Source organism: Pseudomonas sp. JR33AA (assembly GCF_021378985.1).
In the GTDB taxonomy this organism is placed as follows: domain Bacteria; phylum Pseudomonadota; class Gammaproteobacteria; order Pseudomonadales; family Pseudomonadaceae; genus Aquipseudomonas; species Aquipseudomonas alloputida.
Genome location: NZ_JAJSAW010000002.1, coordinates 294,419 through 314,567, shown reverse-complemented (window position 1 = coordinate 314,567; position 20,149 = coordinate 294,419). Strand labels below are relative to the sequence as shown.

Sequence of the window (20,149 nt, the reverse complement as noted above, 5' to 3'; positions counted from 1 at the left end):
CCAATGGGGCCGCTTTGCGGCCCTATCGCGACCCAAGGCCGCTCCTACATGGGGATGCGGTTACTTGTGGGAGCGGCCTTGGGTCGCGATAGGGGCGCAAAGCGCCCCTGGCAATCTCAAGCCTGCTGCGGTTCGGCAGCCTTTTCCTGCGGCTTGGGCAACGACGACAGGAATGCCATTACCAGCGCCGCCACATAAGGCAACGACTGCACCAGCAACATCGCCACCCAGAAGCGCATGTCCGAGCTCGGCAGCCCCTGAACCAGGTAAATGCCCAGCGCCGCGCCCCACAGCAGCAACATGATGAACAGCTCTTCGCGTGCTTCGGAAATCGCCACCAGCAACCCATGGCTGTCAGCGTTCTTCGGCGTGCGGAAGAACGGCATGCTGCTGGTGAAGAAACCATACAGCACCGCCTTGGCGATGGTGTGCGACAGTGCCAGCCCGGCCAGCGCAGCTGCAAAGGCATCCTTGAGGTTCACCCCCACCGCTCGGCGGTACAGGAAGATGATCTTGCCGACCTTGAAGAAGAACAGCGCAAGCGGCGGGATGGCGAAGATCATCAGTGGCGGATCGACCCGATGCGGCACGATGATCATCGCCGCCGACCACAGCAGCGCGCCGATGGTGAAGAAGATGTTCATGCCATCGGCGATCCACGGTAGCCAGCCGGCCAGGAAGTGGTAGCGCTGGCCACGGGTCAGCTGGCTGCCTTTGCCGCGCAGCAGTGCGCCGGCGTGGTGCTTGATGATCTGGATGGCGCCGTAGGCCCAGCGGAAGCGTTGCTTCTTGAAGTCGATGAAGGTGTCGGGCATCAGGCCCTTGCCGTAGCTGTTGTGGGCGTAGGCGGCGGACAGGCCTTTCTCGAACACACGCAGGCCCAGTTCGGCGTCCTCGCAGATGCACCATTCGGCCCAGCCCAGTTCTTCCAGCACACTGCGCCGGGTCATGGTCATGGTGCCGTGCTGGATGATGGCGTCACGGTCGTTGCGGGTGACCATACCGATGTGGAAGAAGCCCTTGTATTCGCTGTAGCACAGCTTCTTGAAGGCGCTTTCGTGCTGGTCGCGGTAATCCTGCGGTGACTGCACCACGGCAATTTTCGGGTCGGCGAAGTGAGGCACCATGTGCTTGAGCCAGTTGCGGTCGACGCAGTAGTCCGAGTCGATTACCGCGATCACTTCGGCGTCCTTGGCCGTGTGCGGGATCAGGTAGTTCAGCGCGCCCCCCTTGAAGCCGGCCAGAGGTGCAACGTGGAAGAACCTGAAGCGCTCGCCAAGCTTCTCGCAGTGAGCCTTGAGCGGCTCCCACACGGCCGGGTCCTTGGTGTTGTTGTCGATCACCAGCACTTCGTAGTCGGGGTAGTCCAGGGCGGCCAGGGCGTCCAGGGTTTGTTTCACCATTTCAGGTGGCTCGTTGTAGCACGGCACATGCACCGACACCTTGGGCCGGTAGGCACTGTCGGCCTGCACGGGCAGGAATTCGCGGCGGCGCTTGTGTATCCAGACCGCTTCGGCCAGTTCGTGGGCCTCGGTGAGCAGCACGATGAACACGCCCAGCGCGCCGAGGGCCAGCAGCACGCCCACGGTCAGGCTGAACCAGGTGCTGTATTGCTGGCTGTAGTCATAGGCGATCCACACCAGCACCGACCCGCACAGGAAGGTGATGAACGTCAGGAAGGTACGGCCACGCTGGCGCAGGGCCGAGCCGTCGATGAACAGCACCATCAGGGCGATCATTGCCAGCACCACCGACGCCACTGCCAGGGCCCGCCACTGCGGGATCGCCACCACGGGGCCGTCGAAGTTGAACTTCTGCTGGCGCTCGGCGTTGTAGACGCCCCAGTAGGCGCCTACCGAACCTTCGTCGCTGGCCTTCCAGGGTTGGTCATAGGCTTCAATGACAAAGTAGTTGTAGCCACGGCGGTTGAGGGTATTGACCAGGGTGCGCAAGTAGATGGCCTGGTCGGCCTGTGTGGCATCGCCCCCCCCGCGCATGCGGCCGTTGCTCGGCCAGCCCACTTCCGACAGCAGCAGGGGTTTGCGCGGGAACTGTTGTTTCAGTTCACGGGCACGGTCGAGGACGAACTCGACCGAATCCTTCATCGGCACGAACTCCCAGTAGGGCAGGATGTGCGCGGCAATCAGGTCGACGTGCCTGGCCAGCTCGGGATGTTCCTTCCAGATGTGCCATTGTTCACTGGTGGTCACGGGCACCTTCACGGCTGCGCGTACCCGGTCCAGGTATTTGATCAGGTTCTCCGGTGTGACTTCTTCACGGAACAGCGCCTCGTTGCCGACCACCACCCGCACCACGCTGCGCGACGTGTTGGCCAGCTGGATGGCTGTGGCGATTTCGCGCTCGTTGCGCTCCAGGTCCGGGCTGATCCATATCCCCAGCGTTACCCGCAGGCCTAATTCCTCGGCCAGGCGCGGGATGTCGGCCTGGGTGCCCTCCACGGTATAGATGCGGATGCTGTCGGTCAGTTTGCTCAGCTGCTCCAGGTCCTGGCGCATTTCGTCGTCGGTGGGGTACTGCCCCTTCTGTGGGCTTTCGCCCAGGCGGAACGGCGAATACGAAAAGCCAGAGATCTGCTCTGGCCAGGCGGGGGCCGAGACCGGGCGGTTTATCAGTGCCCAGAACCCGGTGAACAGTGCGGCGATGGCCAGCACCACTACCAGGTTCAGGCCGAATTTACGTGAAGACATCGTCGTCCATTCATGTCGAAGTGATAGGACATTAAAGCAGGGTTGGTAGTCTCTTTCCTAACGATGCAGGCCAACGGTTCACTGGCATATAATGCGCGCCGGCTTTTTGGGGGTATGAACATGAGCACAGAAGATCCACGCTTTGCCGGCGTTGCCCGGCTGTATGGCGACCAGGGGCTGCAACGTCTGGGCCAGGCCCATGTGGCTGTGGTCGGTATTGGCGGGGTGGGCTCGTGGGTGGCCGAAGCACTGGCACGCAGTGGCGTGGGCGAGATTACCCTGTTCGACCTGGACGATGTCTGCGTCAGTAACACCAATCGCCAGGCCCATGCGCTGGAAGGGCAGGTGGGGCGGCCCAAGGTCGAGGTCATGGCCGAGCGCCTGCGGGCGATCAACCCGGGGTGCACGGTGCATGCGGTGGCCGACTTCGTCACTCGCGAGACCATGGCCGAGTACATCACCGAGCAGCTCGACTGCGTGATCGACTGCATCGACAGCGTCATGGCCAAGGCGGCGCTGATCGCCTGGTGTCGGCGGCGCAAGATTGCCATCGTTACTACCGGTGGCGCGGGCGGGCAGATCGACCCGACGCAGATCCAGATCGCCGACCTGAACAAGACCTTCAACGACCCGTTGGCTTCACGGGTGCGTTCCACCCTGCGCCGCGACTACAACTTCTCGCGTAATGTCAGCCGCAACTATGGCGTGCCGTGCGTGTTCTCCAGTGAACAGCTGCGTTACCCCAAGGGTGATGGCAGCGTTTGCCTGCAGAAAAGCTTTGTCGGTGAGGGCGTGCGGCTGGACTGCTCGGGTGGCTTTGGTGCGGTGATGATGGTGACTGCAACCTTTGCCATGGTAGCGGCAAGCAAGGCGATCGAGAAGCTGGTGGCCGGGGCGCGCCGGCCGTCGGAGCGGGTCAAGCCTGAATAGGCCGCGTGGGGCTCTACGCGGGCCGATTCAGCGATTGGACGCCATCTCCGCCATCCGCTGCAACACCGCATGCAGCCCATTGCTGCGCGACGGCGACAATTGGCGTTCCAGCCCGAGCTGGGTAAACCACTCGCGCAGATCAATCCCGGCCAGCTCCTCACTGGCCAGTCCCTGCACCCGCACCAGCAACAGCGCCAGCAGCCCACGCAACAAGCGGGCATCGCTGCTGGCCTTGAACCGCCACACGCCCTCGCTCTGCTCGGCCACCAGCCACACCTGGCTCTCGCAGCCATGCACCCGGTTGGCCTCGGTCTTTTCTGCGTCTGCCAGCGGCTCCAGGCGGTCACCCCACTGCATCAGCAGCCGCGCACGCTGTTCCCAGCCTTTGCCCTGTTGAAACGCTTCCAGTGCTTGGTGCGCCTGTTCCGGCAGGCTCATCGCAACAGCTCCAGGCCTTGGTCCAGCGCGTCGAAGAAACGCTGCAAGTCATCGCTGTCGTTGTACAAACCCAGCGAGACCCGTATCGCGCCCTCCAGCCCCAGCCCCTTCAGCAATGGCATGGCACAGTGGTGACCGGCACGCACGGCAATGCCCTGTTCCGTCAGCAGATGAGCGATATCGGCGTTGTGCACGCCCTCGATGACGAAGCTGGCCAGGGCCGTCTGCGGTGCGCCCAACACCCGCACACCCTCGCGGTCGCCCAGGCCACGCAGCAGGTGCTGGTGCAGGCTGGCTTCATGCGCTGAGACCGCATGGGCATCGAGGCTGGCCAGATAGTCCAGCGTTGCACCCAGGCCGATCACACCGGCAATCGGCGGCGTACCCGCTTCGAAGCCCAGGGGGGCGGGACGGAAGCTGGCGCTGTGGTACTCGGCCAGCTGCACCATCTCGCCACCGAACTGCCAATGGCGTAACAGCGCCAGGGCCTGGCTGCGGCCATAGAGCACGCCGACGCCGTCCGGACCGTATAGCTTGTGGCTGGAAAACACATAGAAGTCGCAGCCCAGTTGCTGCACGTCATGGCGACCATGCACCACGCCTTGGGCACCATCGACCACAGTCAACGCGCCCTGGGCGCGGGCATGGGCCAGCAGCGCTGGCAGCGGCTGCCACGTACCCAGCACGTTGGACAGCTGGCTGACGGCGAGCACCCGGGTGCGCGGGCCTATCAGTTGCAGTGCCTGGTCCTGGTCGATACAACCATCGGCATTCAGCGGCAGCACCACCAGGCGCAGGTTGCGCCGGTGCGCCAGCTGTTGCCACGGCAGCAGATTGGCATGGTGCTCCAGGGCGCTGACGGCAATCTCGTCACCGGCCTCGAAGCGGTGTTCCAGGCCATAGGCCAGCAAGTTCAGCGCCGAGGTGGCGCCGTGGGTGAACACGACCTGCCGTGAGTCTGCGGCATTGAGCCATGCGGCGACCTTGTCGCGGCTGGTTTCGAAGGCCTGGGTCGCCAGCGCACCCGGCAAATGCTGGGCACGGTGCACGTTGGCTGCGCCATGGCCGTAGTAATGGCTCAGGGCATCGAGCAGGGCTTGCGGCTTCTGGGTGGTGGCGGCGCTGTCCAGATAGGTCTGGTGCTGCCGTTGCAGGGCGGCGATGGCGGGGAAGTCGGCACGCCAGGGAGAGGGCTGGAACATGTTTGCGAGGCCTGGAATGAAAATCGGGTCTGGTGCATTGGCGCCAGACCCGATCTTAACACCTCAAACCCGGCGAGGTTCTCAGTTGTGAGCGTGCAGCGCTTCGTTCAGCTCGATGGCCGACTTGTGGGTCTTGCACTCCACCGCGCCGTTCAGCGAGTTGCGACGGAACAGCAGGTCGGTCTGGCCAGCCAGGTCGCGGGCCTTGACCACTTTGACCAGCTCGTTTTTCTCGTCCAGCAGGTTCACCTTGGTGCCCGCGGTGATGTACAGGCCGGCTTCGACGGTGTTGCGGTCGCCCAACGGAATACCGATACCGGCGTTGGCGCCGATCAGGCAGCCCTCGCCAACCTTGATGACGATGTTGCCGCCACCGGACAGAGTGCCCATGGTCGAGCAGCCGCCGCCCAGGTCCGAGCCCTTGCCAACGAATACGCCAGCGGACACGCGGCCTTCGATCATGCCTGGGCCTTCGGTGCCCGCATTAAAGTTGACGAAGCCTTCGTGCATGATGGTGGTGCCTTCGCCGATGTAGGCGCCCAGGCGCACACGGGCGGTGTCGGCGATACGCACGCCGGCCGGGACCACGTAGTCGGTCATTTTCGGGAACTTGTCCACCGAGAACACTTCCAGCAGTTCGCCCTTCAGGCGTGCTTCCAGTTGCAGTTCGGCCAGTTCGCCCAGGTCGACTGCGCCCTGGTTGGTCCAGGCCACGTTCGGCAGCAGCGGGAAGATGCCGGCCAGGCTCACGCCATGCGGCTTGACCAGGCGGTGCGACAGCAGGTGCAGCTTGAGGTAGGCCTCTGGGGTCGAGCTCAGTGCGGCGTCTTCGGCCAGCAGGGTGGCGACCAGCGGCTTGTGGCTCTCTGCCAGGCGGGTCAGCAGGGCGGCCTGGGCAGCGTCCACGCCTTTCAGGGCTTCGGCCAGTTGTGCGGCCTGGGCGTTGCTGAAGGCGATGGCCTGGTTGCCACCTTCGTAACCGAGAACAGGGGCTACTGCAGCAACCAGTTCGGCGCTCGGGTTGAGCAGCGGTTGTGCGTAGAACACTTCCAGCCAGGCGCCCTGGCGGTTCTGGGAGCCGACACCGAAGGCCAGGCTGAACAGGGTATTGGACATGTGATTACCTCGTGCGAAATAGGGTAGGGCTCAGGCCAGGGCAGTGGCGTACAGGTCGGGCTTGAAGCCCACCAGGGTACGCGCGCCAAGGTCGAGCACCGGGCGTTTGATCATCGACGGCTGGGCCAGCATCAGCTCGACGGCCTTGGCCTGGTCGAGGTCTGCCTTGCTGGCGTCGTCCAGCTTGCGGAAGGTGGTGCCGGCACGGTTGAGGATGACTTCCCAGCCGTGTTCGTCGCACCAGCGGTTCAGGCTGTCACGGTCGATGCCTTGGGTTTTGTAATCATGGAATTCGTAGGCGATGGCGTTGTCTTCGAGCCAGGTACGCGCCTTTTTCATGGTGTCACAGGCTTTGATGCCGTAGAGCGTGTAGGTCATTGTGCACATTGGGGATACAGGTTGCCCCAATCTCTCCGTTTTTCGATGTCAGTCGCGGGATTATGCGGGAACGTAACTGGGAGCGCCACGGGTGTGCATGTCTTGGGTTTTGGTGGGGCGTGGTTGGGGCTGCCGTGAGTCTTGCAGCGGCGTGGTCAGACCTGCCTTGAGTCTTGTAGCGCCTGTGAGATCGAGCGCCGCGCGGGCGGCGCTCGATCTCACAGGCGCTGAATGACTTAAGCCGGGAGCGCGCTGCAGACTCAAGCCAGGCCCTACCATCAAACCGAAGTATCATCATGTTACATATTCAACCACCACCTGCGACTATCGTGCAGCGGCCCCGAACCGTCGGTCGCCGCTAACATATTGTTCCAATGGCGATGTTTCGCCTTGCTATCGTTTCTGGTTCACAAAGGAAGCCTTACCGGATGCAGTCCGCCTACACCGTCCTCATCCTGCTGACACTGGTCAGCCTGTCGAAGCTGGTCGGCCGTGTGATCCCGCTGCCATTGCCGCTGGTACAGATTGCCGCCGGTGCCTTGCTGGCGTGGCCGACGCTGGGCCTGCATGTAGCCCTTGACCCCGAATTGTTCCTGTTCCTGTTCCTGCCTCCGCTGCTGTTCGCCGACGGCTGGCGCATCCCCAAGCGTGAGTTATGGCGCATTCGTGGCCCGGTAGTGGCGCTGGCCGTGGGGCTGGTGTTGTTCACCGTGGTCGGCGCCGGTTACTTCATCCACTGGTTGCTGCCGAGCATCCCGTTGCCGGTGGCCTTCGCCCTGGCCGCAGTGCTTTCGCCGACCGACGCCGTGGCCGTTTCGGCCATCGCCCAGGACCGCCTGCCCACTCCCCTGATGCACATGCTGCAGGGCGAGGCGCTGATGAACGACGCGTCGGGCCTGGTAACCTTCAAGTTCGCCTTGGCGGCGGCGATCACCGGGGTGTTTTCGTTGGCTGACGCCAGCTTCAGCTTTGTGTTGGTCGCACTGGGCGGCCTTGCGGTGGGCGTGGTACTGAGCTGGTTGATCGGTCGCCTGCGCATGTGGATGATCACCCGGGGCTGGGACGATCCGGCTACCCATGTGGTGTTCATGTTGCTGCTGCCGTTCGCAGCCTACGTGCTGGCCGAGCGCCTGGGCGTTTCGGGTATTCTCTCGGCGGTGGCGGCCGGCATGATGCAGAGCTGGCTCGACCTGCTGCCGCGTCAGACCAGTACCCGCCTGCTCAACCGCAGTGTGTGGTCGTTGCTGGAGTTTGCCTTCAATGGCCTGATCTTCCTGTTGTTGGGCTTGCAGTTGCCAGACATCATCAAGGCTGTGGTCAGCCACGAAGCTACCCTGTGGCCGACATTGGCCTACCGCTGCCTGGACGTGGTGGCTATCTTTGCCGCTCTGATTTTGTTGCGGTTCATCTGGGTCCAGAGTATCTGGCGCTCGATCGATGTGGTACGTCGCTGGCGCGGCAAGCCGGCACTGGTGCTGATGCCTACGGCGCGTTCCTGCTGGTTGCTGACCTTGGGTGGTGTGCGCGGCGCTGTCACCCTGGCGGGTGTCATGTCGATCCCGTTGCTGATAGGGGCTGGCACAGCTTTCCCGGAGCGTGACCTGCTTATCTTCATTGCGGCGGGGGTCATACTGCTGTCGTTGATCAGCGCCTGCATCGCGCTGCCGGTATTACTGCGCGGGGTGACCAAGAGCCCGGACGAGCGCTTGCACCAGGAAGTGCAGGAAGCCTGGCGGCGCACGGCCGAAGCGGCGATTCATGCCTTGGAGGCAGAAGAGGTGATTGACAGCAACGCCCCGCAGGATGCTGCGCAGGCAACCTTGGCGACCGAGTTGAAGGCGCGCCTGATGGCTGAATACCGGGATGAGCTGGACAGTTATAACGACAGTGCCGAGGCCAAGGCCCTGGCCGAACAGATGGACTTGCTGGAGCGGCGCTTGCGCTTACGTGCCCTGAGGGCGCAGCGGCTGGAATTGTATAACCTGCATCGCCAGCACCTGGTGGGGGATGAGGTGGTGCGGCAAGTACTGGGTGAGCTGGATATGAGTGAGGCGAACCTGGGTTCAGTCAAATAGACCCCAAAAGGGCTGCGTTGCAGCCCTGTAGGAGCGGGTTCACCCGCGAAGAATCCAACGCGGTATGCCGGTGTTCGCGGGTAAACCCGCACCCACAGGCCTCTGCCAGATCAGCGGTTTTGCAGGAAGGTGCGAATCCGCTCGGCCGCCTCGATGCATTCGGCCAGCGGTGCAACCAATGCCATGCGCACGCGCCCGGCACCCGGGTTCACCCCATCCACTTCACGCGACAGGTACGACCCCGGTACCACGGTCACATGCTGGGCTTCGAACAGGTCACGGGTGAACTCGGCATCGTCGCCCGGTACCTTGGCCCACAGGTAGAAACTGCCGTCCGGCCGTTGCACGTCCAGTACCGGTTGCAGAATATCCAGCACGGCATCGTACTTGGCTCGGTATTGGTCGCGGTTTTCGCGCACATGCGCCTCGTCCTGCCAGGCGGCGATGCTGGCCAGCTGGGTTTGCACCGGCATCGCGCAGCCGTGGTAGGTGCGGTACAGCAGAAACGGCTTGATGATCTGGGCATCGCCCGCGACGAAGCCCGAGCGCAGCCCAGGCAGGTTGGAGCGCTTGGACAGGCTGTGGAACACCACGCAGCGCGCAAAATCGCTACGGCCAAGCTCGGCGCATGCCGACAGCAGGCCTGGCGGTGGCGCGTCCTCGTCGAAGTACAGCTCGCTGTAGCACTCGTCGGCGGCGATCACAAAGTCGTGTTCGTCAGCCAGGGCAATCAGCTTCTTCAGGGTGTTCATTGGCACCAGCGCACCGGTGGGGTTGCCCGGCGAGCACAGGAACAGGATCTGGCAACGTTTCCACACCTCGGCCGGTACGGCGTCGAAGTCCGGGTTGAAACCGTTGTCTTCAAGGCATGGCAGGTAGTGCGGGGTGGCACCGGCCAGCAGCGCTGCGCCTTCGTAGATCTGGTAGAACGGGTTGGGGCTGATCACCAGGCCGTCATCGGCGCGGTTGACCACGGCCTGGGTGAAGGCGAACAGCGCTTCCCGGGTACCGTTGACCGGCAGGATGTGGCGGTCGGCGTCCAGCCAGCCGGCTGGCACGCCAAAGCGTTGTTCGCACCACTGGCCGATGGCCTGGCGCAGGGCTGGCAAACCCAGGGTGCTGGGGTAAACCGCCAGCTTGTCGAGGTTGTCGGCCATGGCCTTGGCGACGAACGCCGGCGATTCGTGCTTCGGCTCACCAATCGACAGGGCGATGGCGCGTTTGTCTGCCGCAGGCTTCACGCTGCCCAGCAGGGCGCGAAGCTTTTCGAATGGATATGACTGAAGCTGGGTCAAGGCATGGTTCATCGGCGCAAGGTCTCGTCAATCGTCTAATCGTTAAAAGGTCACGCGGGTCTGATGGGTGTCGCTGCCTTGGCCGGCCTGCAGTTGCTGCACGATGGCTTCCTGCAGGCGGCTGCACAGCTGCGGGTCTGACAGCGGCTGGTTGTCGGCATCGGTAATGAAGAACACGTCTTCTACCCGCTCGCCGAGCGTGGCGATCTTGGCGTTTTGCAGTGACAGGTCGAACTCCAGGAAGATCCGCCCCAGCCGAGCCAGCAGGCCCGGGCGGTCTGGCGCGGTGATTTCGAGGATGGTCACCGGCCGCTGGGCATCGTTGAGGATGGTCACTTGCGGCGGGAAGTCGAAGTGTTTGAGCTGGCGCGGCACCCGGCGCTGGATGATGGTCGGGTAGTCCTCCGGGTTGCGCAGCGCTTCTGTCAGGCCGTCGCGAATCTGCTTGACCCGCTGTGGGTTGTCGCCAATCGAGCCGCCGTCGTTGTCCAGCACAATATAGGTGTCGAGGGTGAACTGGCTGCTCGACGTGATGATTCGTGCGTCGTGGATGTTCAGGTTCAACTGCGACATGGCCGCCACCGTCACGGCGAAGAAATCGTGCTGGTCGGGGGCATAGATGAAGATCTGCGTGCCGCCTTCGAACTCGCGCTGGGTGGTTTCCTTGATCAGCACCAGCGGCCCGCCATCGGCCGGTTGCTGCAGGATCGCATCCGTGTGCCAGGCCACGTCGGCGGCAGTGTGCTTGAGGAAATAGTCATCGCCCAGTTGCGCCCACAGCTGCTCGACGTCATCCGGGTCGGTGCCCTCGCGCACCAGGATATCCAGCGCTGACGACTGGGTCTGGCGAATCTGCTCTTCACGGTCCAGCGGGTTTTCCAGGCCGCGGCGCAGGGCGCGCTTGGTTTCGGTGTACAGCTGGCGCAGCAGGCTGGCCCGCCACGAGTTCCACAGGCTGGGGTTGGTGGCGTTGATGTCGGCCACAGTCAGTACATACAGGTAGTCAAGGCGCGTCTCGTCGCCCATGTGCAGGGCGAAGTCGTTGATCACCTGCGGGTCGGACAAGTCCTTGCGCTGAGCGGTGGTCGACATCACCAGGTGGTTCTGCACCAGCCAGACGATCAGGCGGCTGTCCCAGGCCGGCAACTGGTGCCGTTCGCAGAACTTCTGCGCGTCCACTGCACCGATTTCCGAATGGTCGCCCTGGCGACCCTTGCCGATGTCGTGGTACAGGCCGGCCAGGTAGATCAGCTCGGGTTTGGGCAGGCGCCCCATGAGCTTGCTGGCCAGCGGGAATTTCTCGGACACCGGCGTGTATTGCAGCTTGCGCAGGTGCTTGATGAGATTGAGGGTGTGTGCGTCGACCGTATAGATGTGGAACAGGTCATGCTGCATCTGCCCGACGATCAGGCCGAACTCCGGCAGGTAACGGCCGAGAATGCCGTAGCGGTTCATCCGTCGCAGGTTGCGGTGGATGCCGATTTCGCACTTGAACAGCTCGATGAACAGGCTGGTATTGCGGATGTCGGTGCGGAACGTGTCGTCGATCAGGTGGCGGTGTTCGCGCAGCAGGCGCACGGTATCGGCACGTACGCCCTTGATCTCGGGGTGTTGGGCCATCAGCACGAAGATTTCCAGCATGGCGAATGGCGTGCGCTTGAACACGTTCGGGTGGGCGGCCTCGATATAACCGTCATGCAGCCGGAACCGCGCGTTCAGCGGCTGGGTGCTGCCACTTTCCTCATCGGCGAGGATAACCTCTTCGAAGTGCTGGATGATCAGGTCGCACAGCTGGCTGATGCTCATCACCACCCGGTAGTACTGCTGCATGAATTGTTCGATCGCCCGCTTGGGGTTTTCATCGCTGTAGCCCAACAGCGTGGCGATGCTGCGCTGGTGGTCGAACAGCAGGCGGTCTTCGGCGCGTCCGGCCAGCATGTGCAGGGCATAACGGACTTTCCAGAGGAAGTCCTGGGACGAGGCCAGCAGTTCATTCTCGCTTTCCAGCAAGAAGCCTTCGCCGGCCAGTGCATGCAGGTTGAGCGTCCCGTACTGGCGGCGGGCCACCCACAGTACCGTCTGGATGTCACGCAGGCCACCTGGCGAACCCTTGACGTTGGGTTCGAGGTTGTACTCCGTATCGTTGTACTTGTGGTGGCGGGCCTTGAGTTCGGCACGTTTGGCCAGGAAGAACTCCTTGCTCGGCCACATGTGCCCGGTGCTGGTGACTTCCAGCATGCGCTGGCGCAGGGCCTCGGGGCCGGCGATGGTGCGGCTTTCCATCAGGTTGGTGATTACCGTCAGGTCGGCGCGGGCCTGTTCGACGCACTCGTCGACGGTGCGCACGCTCTGGCCGACTTCCAGGCCAATGTCCCACAGCAAGGTCAGAAAGCGCTCGATGGCGTCGCGGTACTGCTCGTGCTCGGCAGCGCCCAACAGAATCAGCAGGTCGATGTCCGAGTGCGGGTGCAGTTCACCGCGCCCGTAGCCGCCCACCGCAACCAGGGCAATGCCGCTCTGGTCGCCCCAGTCGAACTGGTTCCACGCCTGTTGCAGGATATTGTCGACGAGCCAGGCGCGGGCCTCGATCAGCGGGCGAATGTCGCTGCCGGCGCGAAAACGTTTGTCGAGCACCTCGCCGGCCAGGCGAATGGCTTTCTTGAAGGCGGCAATGGGGCTCGCCTTGAGGGCCAGTTCCGCCTGGAACTGACCACGGTCGAACAGCTCGGGGTCCACCTGGGGCATCGCGTCACGTTCCTGTCGTGGGGTGGCCTGTCGGCGTGCGGTCAGGCCGAAGTGCGCGGGATGGTGTCGTCCTTGCGCAGGGTGAAGATCTCGTAGCCCGTCGCGGTCACCACCAACGTGTGTTCCCACTGGGCCGAGAGCTTGCGGTCCTTGGTGATGGCGGTCCAGCCGTCGCCCAGCACCTTGGTGTCGGCCTTGCCCTGGTTGATCATCGGCTCGATGGTGAAGGTCATGCCTTCCTTCAGCTCCATGCCCGTGCCGGCGCGGCCGTAGTGGAGGATCTGCGGCTCTTCGTGGAACACCTTGCCGATGCCATGGCCGCAGAACTCGCGTACTACCGAGAAACCGTTCTTTTCCGCGTGCTTCTGGATCACTTCACCGATGTCGCCCAGGCGGCAGCCCGGCTTGACCAGCTCGATGGCCTTGTACATGCATTCCTGGGTGACCTTGGACAGGCGCTCGGCCCAGACCGGCACGTTACCGACGTGGAACATGCGGCTGGTGTCACCGTGGTAGCCGTCCTTGATCACGGTGACGTCGATATTGAGCGTGTCACCGTCCTTGAGCGGCTTGTCGTTGGGGATGCCGTGGCAGACCACATGGTTGATCGAGGTGCAGATCGACTTCGGGTAGCCCTTGTAGTTGAGCGGTGCCGGGATGGCCTGCTGGACGTTGACGATATAATCGTGGCACAGGCGGTCGAGCTCTTCGGTGGTGACACCGGGCTTGACGTGTTCTTCGATCATTTCCAGCACTTCGGCGGCCAGGCGGCCAGCGATGCGCATCTTCTCGATGTCTTCTGCGGTCTTGATGGTGACGGTCATTACAGGCTCTCTACGGCGCCGTGCACGGCGCGAACAAACGGGAAAGGCCGGATTCTAGCAGAGCAGGGCGCCGATCGGTCGGGATAAAGGCGGCCATGCTGTTGTCTACAGCTGGCATTCTGGCGCGAAAGCCGGGGTGCTGCAAAAAGTGCTGACGGACGCAACAGTATCCGGGTTTCGTTCGCTCGCGGTCTGTGGTATAAAATGCGCCGCTTTCGGGGACGCCCCCGTCAGTACTTAACCCACACACGTGTCGACACGATGACCTGGGTGCCCCGAGTTGCAGAATTCGCGGGTTGGTCATTGGGATACGTGGAGGCCCAACCCGACTTATCAAGGAACTATCATGTCCCAAGTCAACATGCGCGATATGCTGAAGGCCGGTGTGCACTTCGGCCACCAGACCCGTTACTGGAACCCGAAAATGGGCAAGTACATTTTCGGCGCGCGTAACAAGATCCACATCGTCAACCTGGAAAAAACCCTGCCAATGTTCAACGACGCTCTGTCGTTCGTAGAGCGCCTGGCCCAGGGCAAGAACAAGATCCTGTTCGTCGGCACCAAGCGTTCCGCCGGCAAGATCGTCGCCGAGCAAGCAGCTCGTTGCGGTTCGCCGTACGTTGACCACCGTTGGTTGGGCGGCATGCTGACCAACTACAAGACCATCCGTGCTTCGATCAAGCGCCTGCGCGACCTGGAAACCCAGGCCGAAGACGGCACTTTCGCCAAGCTGACCAAGAAAGAAGCCCTGATGCGCTCCCGCGACCTGGAAAAACTGGATCGCAGCCTGGGTGGCATCAAGGACATGGGCGGTCTGCCAGACGCTCTGTTCGTTATCGACGTTGATCACGAGCGCATCGCGATCACCGAAGCCAACAAGCTGGGTATCCCGGTTATCGGCGTTGTCGATACCAACAGCAGCCCGGAAGGTGTTGACTACATCATCCCAGGTAACGATGACGCCATTCGCGCTATCGAGCTGTACATGACTTCGATGGCTGACGCAGTCATCCGCGGCCGCAACAACGTTGCCGGCGGCACTGAAGTTTACGCTGAAGAAGCGGCTGCACCTGCTGCTGAGTAATAGGCGCTAGCGTCTACTTGGCACGCAAAAAGGGGGCTTTGCCCCCTTTTTGCCACCTTGAAATCCTGCTGTCAGCATCGCCCCCGCATGATGGGCCTGCTGAAATGAAAACAGCGGATTTGCAGAATTGAACGCCCGTGATTGACGGGTGGAATGGTTGAAAAACTTTCCAAGAGGATTTTGAAATGGCAGCAATTACTGCAGCGCTGGTAAAAGAACTGCGCGAGCGTACCGGCGAAGGCATGATGGATTGCAAAAAGGCCCTGGAAAAGGCCGGCGGCGACATCGAGAAAGCCATTGACGACATGCGTGCCTCGGGCGCCATCAAGGCCGCCAAGAAGGCTGGCAACGTCGCTGCTGAAGGCGCTATCGCCGTCAAGACCGACGGCAAATCCGCCGTCCTGCTGGAAGTGAACTCGCAGACCGACTTCCTGGCCCTGCAAGACGACTTCAAGAACTTCGTGGCCGAAAGCCTCGAAGAAGCCTTCGCCCAGAAGCTGACCGACGCCGCTCCGCTGATCGCCTCGCGTGAAGCTGCTCGTGAAGCCCTGGTTGCCAAGTGCGGCGAGAACGTCAACATCCGTCGCCTGGTGCGCGTTGAGGGTGACGTTGTCGGTGCCTACCTGCACGGCAACAAGATCGGCGCTGTCGTCGTTCTGAAAGGCGGTGACGTTGAGCTGGCGAAGAACATCGCCATGCACGTTGCAGCTTCGAACCCTGAGTTCCTGGATTCGTCGGAAATCTCCGCCGAGGCCATCGAGCGCGAGAAGAACGTCTTCCTGCAGCTGAACGCCGACAAGATCGCCGGCAAGCCGGAAAACATCGTTGAGAACATGATCAACGGTCGTATCACCAAGTTCAAGGCCGAAGCCTCGCTGAAAGAGCAAGCCTTCGTCATGAACCCGGAAATCAAGGTTGGCGAGCTGGCCAAGAAAGCCGGTGCTGAAATCGTTTCCTTCACCTACTTCAAAGTAGGCGAAGGCATCGAGAAGCCAGTCGACGACTTCGCTGCTGAAGTTGCCGCTCAGGTAGCTGCTGCCAAGCAGTAAGACAGCCCCGTCTGTCGCCCCAAAGAGGCTGCCCGCTCACGCGCGCAGCCTCTTTGTCAAAACGGGGAGGGGTTTATACGACTCCCTCTTCGCTGGCACCGAAGCGGTGCCACGCTACAGTTAGCAGGCTGCAAGCAGCCCGCACGAATTTTCTAAAAGTACGCCGCAGGAGAGACTCGCAATGGCTCAGCAGGTGAGTGGTCGCCAACCTCGCTATAAACGCATTTTGCTCAAACTTAGCGGCGAGGCCCTGATGGGCTCGGAAGACTTCGGGATCGACCCGAAAGTGCTGGATCGCATGGCGCTTGAAGTTGGCCAGCTGGTAGGGATCGGCGTCCAGGTCGGCCTGGTGATCGGTGGTGGCAACCTGTTCCGCGGCGCCGCGCTCAGCGCAGCCGGCATGGACCGCGTCACGGGTGACCACATGGGGATGCTGGCTACCGTGATGAACGGCCTGGCCATGCGCGATGCGCTGGAGCGCTCGAACATCCCGGCCCTGGTCATGTCGGCCATTTCCATGGTGGGTGTCACCGATCATTACGATCGCCGCAAAGCTATTCGTCACCTCAACTCCGGGGATGTGGTAATTTTCTCCGCCGGTACCGGCAACCCGTTCTTCACCACCGACTCCGCGGCCTGCCTGCGCGCCATCGAAATCGATGCTGACGTGGTGCTGAAAGCGACCAAGGTCGATGGCGTGTACACTGCCGATCCATTCAAGGACCCGCATGCCGAGAAATTCGATCACCTGACCTACGATGAGGTTCTGGATCGCAAGCTGGGTGTGATGGACCTGACCGCAATCTGCCTGTGCCGTGACCACAAGATGCCATTGCGGGTATTCAACATGAACAAGCCTGGCGCCCTGCTGAACATCGTGGTGGGTGGCGCTGAAGGTACTCTGATCGAGGAAGGCCAAGCATGATCAACGACATCAAGAAAGACGCGCAGGAGCGCATGGGCAAGTCCATCGAAGCCCTGTCCCGCAACCTGGCTGCAATCCGCACCGGTCGCGCTCACCCAAGCATCCTGGACAGCGTCAAGGTTACCGCCTGGGGTAGCGAAATGCCGCTGAACCAGGTCGCCGCGATCACCGTCGAAGATGCCCGCACCCTGAAGATCGTCGCACACGACAAGAACCTCAGCGCTGCCATCGAAAAGGCCATCCTCACCTCCGATCTGGGCCTTAACCCGTCCAGCGCCGGTACCACCATCCGTGTCCCGATGCCGGCCCTGACCGAGGAAACCCGCAAGGGCTACACCAAGCAGGCCAGCGGTGTTGCCGAGGATGCCAAGGTCGCCGTGCGCAACGTGCGCCGCGACGCCCTGGCTGACCTGAAGAAGCTGACCAAGGACAAGGAAATCAGCGAAGACGAAGAGCGTCGCGCCGCTGACGAGATCCAGAAGCTGACCGACAAGTTCGTCGCCGAAGTCGATGCTGCCTTCAAAGCCAAGGAAAAGGACCTCATGGCCGTCTAAGGCCGGGGTTTTTTAATGGAAAAGACCAAGCCAGCGGCGCCGTCCTCGGTGCCGCGTCATGTCGCGATCATCATGGATGGCAACAATCGCTGGGCGAAAAAACGCCTGCTGCCCGGCGTGGCCGGGCACAAGGCGGGTGTGGACGCCGTTCGCGCGGTCATCGAAGTCTGTGCCAAGTCCGGGGTCGAGGTACTGACCCTGTTCGCCTTCTCCAGCGAGAACTGGCAGCGTCCTGCCGAAGAGGTCGGTGCGCTGATGGAGCTGTTCTTCTCGGCGCTGCGCCGTGAGGCCAAGCGCCTTGACGAGAACAACATCAGCCTGCGCATCATCGGCGACCGATCGCGTTTTCATCCTGAGCTGCAGGCCGCCATGCGCGAGGCCGAGGCAGTGACTGCCGGCAACAACCGCTTCATTCTGCAAATAGCCGCCAACTACGGTGGCCAGTGGGACATCGCCCAGGCGGCCCAACGGCTGGCGCGCGAAGTGCAAGCCGGGCACCTGCGCCCCGAAGACATCACTCCGGGCCTGCTGCAGACCTGTCTGGCCACCGGCGAGTTGCCGTTACCGGACCTGTGCATTCGCACCGGTGGTGAGCACCGCATCAGCAATTTCCTGTTGTGGCAGCTGGCCTATGCCGAGTTGTACTTCTCCGACCTCTACTGGCCGGACTTCAAACACGAGGCCATGCGCAATGCCCTGGCCGATTTCGCTTCGCGCCAGCGCCGCTTCGGTAAGACCAGCGAGCAGGTCGAGGCTGGAGCTCGTGCTTAATGCTTAAACAACGCATCATTACTGCGCTGATCCTGCTGCCGGTCGCGCTGGGTGGTTTCTTCCTGCTCAATGGCGGGGATTTCGCCCTGTTCATCGGCTTCGTAGTGACCCTCGGTGCCTGGGAGTGGGCGCGCCTGGCCGGGCTGATGGCCCAGCCGCTGCGCATTGCCTATGCAGCAGTGGTCGCGGGGGCGCTGATGCTGCTCTACATCCTTCCGGAACTGGCGCCCTGGGTACTGGGCGCTGCGGTGATCTGGTGGGGGCTGGCCACCTGGCTGGTGCTTACCTACCCGCGCAGCAGCGACCTGTGGGCCAGTGCTGCCTGTCGGTTGTTGATCGGCCTGCTGGTGTTGCTGCCGGCCTGGCAAGGGTTGGTGCTGCTCAAGCACTGGCCTTTGGGAAACTGGCTGATCCTGTCCGTCATGGTGCTGGTGTGGGCCGCCGACATCGGTGCGTACTTTTCTGGCCGGGCGTTCGGCAAGCGCAAGCTGGCTCCGCAGGTCAGCCCGGGCAAGAGCTGGGAAGGCGTGTACGGCGGCCTGGCGGTCAGCCTGTTGATTACCCTGGGTGTCGGCATCAGCCGCGACTGGGGCTTTGGTCAGATCCTGCTGGGCCTGTTGGGCGCTGGGTTGCTGGTGATGTCCTCGGTGGTCGGTGACCTGACCGAGAGCATGTTCAAGCGACGCTCCGGCATCAAGGACAGCAGCAATCTGCTGCCGGGGCATGGGGGTGTGCTCGATCGCATTGACAGCCTGACTGCGGCAATCCCGATCTTCGCCGTACTGTTGTGGGCTGCCGAATGGGGTGTGATGTGAGTAGCCCACAGCGTATTACCGTGCTCGGGGCCACCGGCTCCATTGGCCTGAGCACGCTGGATGTGATTGCGCGTCATCCTGACCGTTATCAAGCGTTTGCCCTCACTGGCTATTCGCGCATCGATGAGCTGTTGGCGCTATGTGTGCGTCATCGTCCGGCATTCGCTGTGGTGCCGAGCACTGAGGCGGCGGTCAGGTTGCGTGCGGGTCTGGCTGCAGCCGGTTGCACCACCGAGGTGCTGGAAGGTGAGGCCGGGCTTTGCCAGGTGGCATCGGCCGCTGAAGTGGATGCAGTGATGGCAGCCATTGTCGGTGCTGCCGGCCTGCGCCCCACGCTGGCGGCGGTCGAGGCAGGCAAGAAGGTGTTGCTGGCCAACAAGGAAGCACTTGTGATGTCCGGCGCACTGTTCATGGAGGCGGTGCGGCAAAACGGCGCCGTGCTGCTGCCGATCGACAGCGAGCACAACGCTATCTTCCAGTGCATGCCAGGCGACTACGCCCGTGGCCTGAGTGCCGTCGGTGTGCGCCGGATCCTGCTTACCGCGTCCGGCGGGCCGTTCCGCGAAACGCCGGTCGAGGCGCTGCTGGACGTCACCCCGGAGCAAGCCTGTGCGCACCCTAACTGGTCCATGGGGCGCAAGATCTCCGTGGACTCGGCCAGCATGATGAACAAAGGCCTCGAGTTGATCGAAGCCTGTTGGTTGTTCGATGCCATGCCGTCCAAGGTTGAGGTGGTGGTGCACCCGCAGAGCGTAATCCACTCGCTGGTCGACTACGTGGATGGGTCGGTACTCGCGCAGTTGGGCAACCCGGACATGCGTACGCCGATCGCCAACGCGTTGGCCTGGCCGGAACGGATCGACTCCGGGGTTGCGCCTCTGGACCTGTTCGCCATCGCCCGTCTGGATTTCCAGGCGCCCGACGAACAACGCTTCCCTTGCCTGCGCCTGGCGCGGCAGGCTGCCGAGGCCGGCAACAGCGCGCCTGCCGTGCTCAATGCAGCCAACGAGGTTGCGGTCGAGGCATTTCTTGAACGGCGCATCCGCTTCCCGGAGATCGCGGGTATGATCGAACAAGTACTCGACCAGGAACCGGTCGTGCCGCTGCCGTCGCTGGATGCGGTATTCGCCGCCGATCAGCGTGCCCGGGAGCTTTCCCGTGAGTGGCTGAGGCGTCACGGTCGCTGATGCAGCCCCGCCAAGGTTAGTGAGGGGACTGGGCAGGCGTGCCCGCCCGCTGA

At 62.6% G+C, this 20,149-nt stretch carries 17 protein-coding genes; 9 read left to right on the top strand and 8 right to left on the bottom strand.

The genetic code is table 11. From position 1 onward, the window contains the following. Positions 1-116: 116 nt before the first annotated feature. Positions 117-2,708: a glycosyltransferase gene (locus LVS58_RS04730; RefSeq protein WP_233690083.1), complete on the bottom strand. Its 2,592-nt coding sequence runs from the start codon at positions 2,706-2,708 to the stop codon at positions 117-119. A gap of 120 nt (positions 2,709-2,828) precedes the next feature. Here LVS58_RS04730 and tcdA point away from each other — a divergent pair, with 120 nt between their 5' ends. Further along, a complete protein-coding gene (gene tcdA, locus LVS58_RS04725) occupies positions 2,829-3,638 on the top strand; it encodes a tRNA cyclic N6-threonylcarbamoyladenosine(37) synthase TcdA (RefSeq protein ID WP_233690082.1) in 810 nt (269 codons plus the stop codon). Positions 3,639-3,665: 27 nt separating this feature from the next. Here the strand turns inward: tcdA and LVS58_RS04720 are convergent, their stop codons facing one another. From LVS58_RS04720 to LVS58_RS04705, 4 genes are all read right to left on the bottom strand, one after another. Next, the gene (locus LVS58_RS04720) at positions 3,666-4,076 is read right to left on the bottom strand and encodes a SufE family protein (protein WP_233690081.1); all 411 of its coding nucleotides are present in this window, start codon (positions 4,074-4,076) and stop codon (positions 3,666-3,668) included. Further along, on the bottom strand, positions 4,073-5,278 hold the full coding sequence (locus LVS58_RS04715; protein ID WP_233690080.1) for a cysteine desulfurase: 1,206 nt from the start codon (positions 5,276-5,278) through the stop codon (positions 4,073-4,075). Before LVS58_RS04715 ends, LVS58_RS04720 begins: the two co-directional genes overlap by 4 nt. An 81-nt stretch (positions 5,279-5,359) precedes the next feature. Then, positions 5,360-6,394 carry a 2,3,4,5-tetrahydropyridine-2,6-dicarboxylate N-succinyltransferase gene (gene dapD, locus LVS58_RS04710; protein WP_233690079.1) on the bottom strand — a complete coding sequence of 345 codons (1,035 nt, stop codon included), beginning with the start codon at positions 6,392-6,394 and terminating at the stop codon, positions 5,360-5,362. Positions 6,395-6,424: 30 nt separating this feature from the next. Further along, positions 6,425-6,772 carry an ArsC family reductase gene (locus tag LVS58_RS04705; protein ID WP_233690078.1) on the bottom strand — a complete coding sequence of 116 codons (348 nt, stop codon included), beginning with the start codon at positions 6,770-6,772 and terminating at the stop codon, positions 6,425-6,427. 428 nt (positions 6,773-7,200) lie between these two features. On the opposite strand from LVS58_RS04705, the gene LVS58_RS04700 reads away from it, so the two are divergent. Then, complete coding sequence (locus LVS58_RS04700; protein WP_233690077.1) at positions 7,201-8,847, top strand: Na+/H+ antiporter; 1,647 nt, start codon at positions 7,201-7,203, stop codon at positions 8,845-8,847. Between the two features lie 110 nt (positions 8,848-8,957). Here LVS58_RS04700 and dapC read toward each other — a convergent pair whose 3' ends face one another. From dapC to map, 3 genes are read right to left on the bottom strand one after another with little or no spacing between them, the layout of a single operon-like run. Further along, complete coding sequence (gene dapC, locus LVS58_RS04695; protein WP_233690076.1) at positions 8,958-10,154, bottom strand: succinyldiaminopimelate transaminase; 1,197 nt, start codon at positions 10,152-10,154, stop codon at positions 8,958-8,960. A gap of 30 nt (positions 10,155-10,184) precedes the next feature. Continuing rightward, complete coding sequence (locus LVS58_RS04690) at positions 10,185-12,887, bottom strand: [protein-PII] uridylyltransferase (RefSeq protein WP_233690075.1); 2,703 nt, start codon at positions 12,885-12,887, stop codon at positions 10,185-10,187. Positions 12,888-12,928: 41 nt separating this feature from the next. After that, positions 12,929-13,711, bottom strand: a complete 783-nt coding sequence (map, locus tag LVS58_RS04685) for a type I methionyl aminopeptidase (RefSeq protein WP_003252286.1) — start codon at positions 13,709-13,711, stop codon at positions 12,929-12,931. 346 nt (positions 13,712-14,057) lie between these two features. Between map and rpsB the strand changes: the two genes are divergently transcribed. The 7 genes from rpsB to ispC all read left to right on the top strand — a co-directional run bounded on the left by rpsB (position 14,058) and on the right by ispC (position 20,096). Next, on the top strand, positions 14,058-14,795 hold the full coding sequence (rpsB, locus tag LVS58_RS04680; RefSeq protein WP_003252287.1) for a 30S ribosomal protein S2: 738 nt from the start codon (positions 14,058-14,060) through the stop codon (positions 14,793-14,795). Positions 14,796-14,980: 185 nt separating this feature from the next. Beyond that, the gene (gene tsf / locus LVS58_RS04675; RefSeq protein WP_233690074.1) at positions 14,981-15,844 is read left to right on the top strand and encodes a translation elongation factor Ts; all 864 of its coding nucleotides are present in this window, start codon (positions 14,981-14,983) and stop codon (positions 15,842-15,844) included. A 181-nt stretch (positions 15,845-16,025) separates the two neighbouring features. After that, positions 16,026-16,769, top strand: a complete 744-nt coding sequence (pyrH, locus tag LVS58_RS04670; RefSeq protein ID WP_003252294.1) for a UMP kinase — start codon at positions 16,026-16,028, stop codon at positions 16,767-16,769. Further along, a complete protein-coding gene (gene frr, locus LVS58_RS04665; RefSeq protein WP_003252296.1) occupies positions 16,766-17,323 on the top strand; it encodes a ribosome recycling factor in 558 nt (185 codons plus the stop codon). The genes pyrH and frr overlap by 4 nt, the downstream gene beginning before the upstream one ends. A 15-nt stretch (positions 17,324-17,338) precedes the next feature. After that, entirely contained in the window at positions 17,339-18,094 is a 756-nt protein-coding gene (gene uppS / locus LVS58_RS04660) for a polyprenyl diphosphate synthase (RefSeq protein WP_003252299.1), read from the top strand. After that, positions 18,094-18,909 (top strand): phosphatidate cytidylyltransferase, encoded by an 816-nt coding sequence (locus tag LVS58_RS04655; RefSeq protein ID WP_233690073.1) that lies wholly within the window; start codon positions 18,094-18,096, stop codon positions 18,907-18,909. Before uppS ends, LVS58_RS04655 begins: the two co-directional genes overlap by 1 nt. Then, on the top strand, positions 18,906-20,096 hold the full coding sequence (ispC, locus tag LVS58_RS04650) for a 1-deoxy-D-xylulose-5-phosphate reductoisomerase (RefSeq protein ID WP_233690072.1): 1,191 nt from the start codon (positions 18,906-18,908) through the stop codon (positions 20,094-20,096). The genes LVS58_RS04655 and ispC overlap by 4 nt, the downstream gene beginning before the upstream one ends. Positions 20,097-20,149: the final 53 nt, after the last annotated feature.

Bases quoted from the DNA above. Each gene is read 5' to 3' on its own strand.
- LVS58_RS04730 (WP_233690083.1), bottom strand. From the start codon at position 2,708: ATGTCTTCACGTAAATTCGGCCTGAACCTGGTAGTGGTGCTGGCCATC.
- tcdA (WP_233690082.1), top strand. From the start codon at position 2,829: ATGAGCACAGAAGATCCACGCTTTGCCGGCGTTGCCCGGCTGTATGGC.
- LVS58_RS04720 (WP_233690081.1), bottom strand. From the start codon at position 4,076: ATGAGCCTGCCGGAACAGGCGCACCAAGCACTGGAAGCGTTTCAACAG.
- LVS58_RS04715 (WP_233690080.1), bottom strand. From the start codon at position 5,278: ATGTTCCAGCCCTCTCCCTGGCGTGCCGACTTCCCCGCCATCGCCGCC.
- dapD (WP_233690079.1), bottom strand. From the start codon at position 6,394: ATGTCCAATACCCTGTTCAGCCTGGCCTTCGGTGTCGGCTCCCAGAAC.
- LVS58_RS04705 (WP_233690078.1), bottom strand. From the start codon at position 6,772: ATGACCTACACGCTCTACGGCATCAAAGCCTGTGACACCATGAAAAAG.
- LVS58_RS04700 (WP_233690077.1), top strand. From the start codon at position 7,201: ATGCAGTCCGCCTACACCGTCCTCATCCTGCTGACACTGGTCAGCCTG.
- dapC (WP_233690076.1), bottom strand. From the start codon at position 10,154: ATGAACCATGCCTTGACCCAGCTTCAGTCATATCCATTCGAAAAGCTT.
- LVS58_RS04690 (WP_233690075.1), bottom strand. From the start codon at position 12,887: ATGCCCCAGGTGGACCCCGAGCTGTTCGACCGTGGTCAGTTCCAGGCG.
- map (WP_003252286.1), bottom strand. From the start codon at position 13,711: ATGACCGTCACCATCAAGACCGCAGAAGACATCGAGAAGATGCGCATC.
- rpsB (WP_003252287.1), top strand. From the start codon at position 14,058: ATGTCCCAAGTCAACATGCGCGATATGCTGAAGGCCGGTGTGCACTTC.
- tsf (WP_233690074.1), top strand. From the start codon at position 14,981: ATGGCAGCAATTACTGCAGCGCTGGTAAAAGAACTGCGCGAGCGTACC.
- pyrH (WP_003252294.1), top strand. From the start codon at position 16,026: ATGGCTCAGCAGGTGAGTGGTCGCCAACCTCGCTATAAACGCATTTTG.
- frr (WP_003252296.1), top strand. From the start codon at position 16,766: ATGATCAACGACATCAAGAAAGACGCGCAGGAGCGCATGGGCAAGTCC.
- uppS (WP_003252299.1), top strand. From the start codon at position 17,339: ATGGAAAAGACCAAGCCAGCGGCGCCGTCCTCGGTGCCGCGTCATGTC.
- LVS58_RS04655 (WP_233690073.1), top strand. From the start codon at position 18,094: ATGCTTAAACAACGCATCATTACTGCGCTGATCCTGCTGCCGGTCGCG.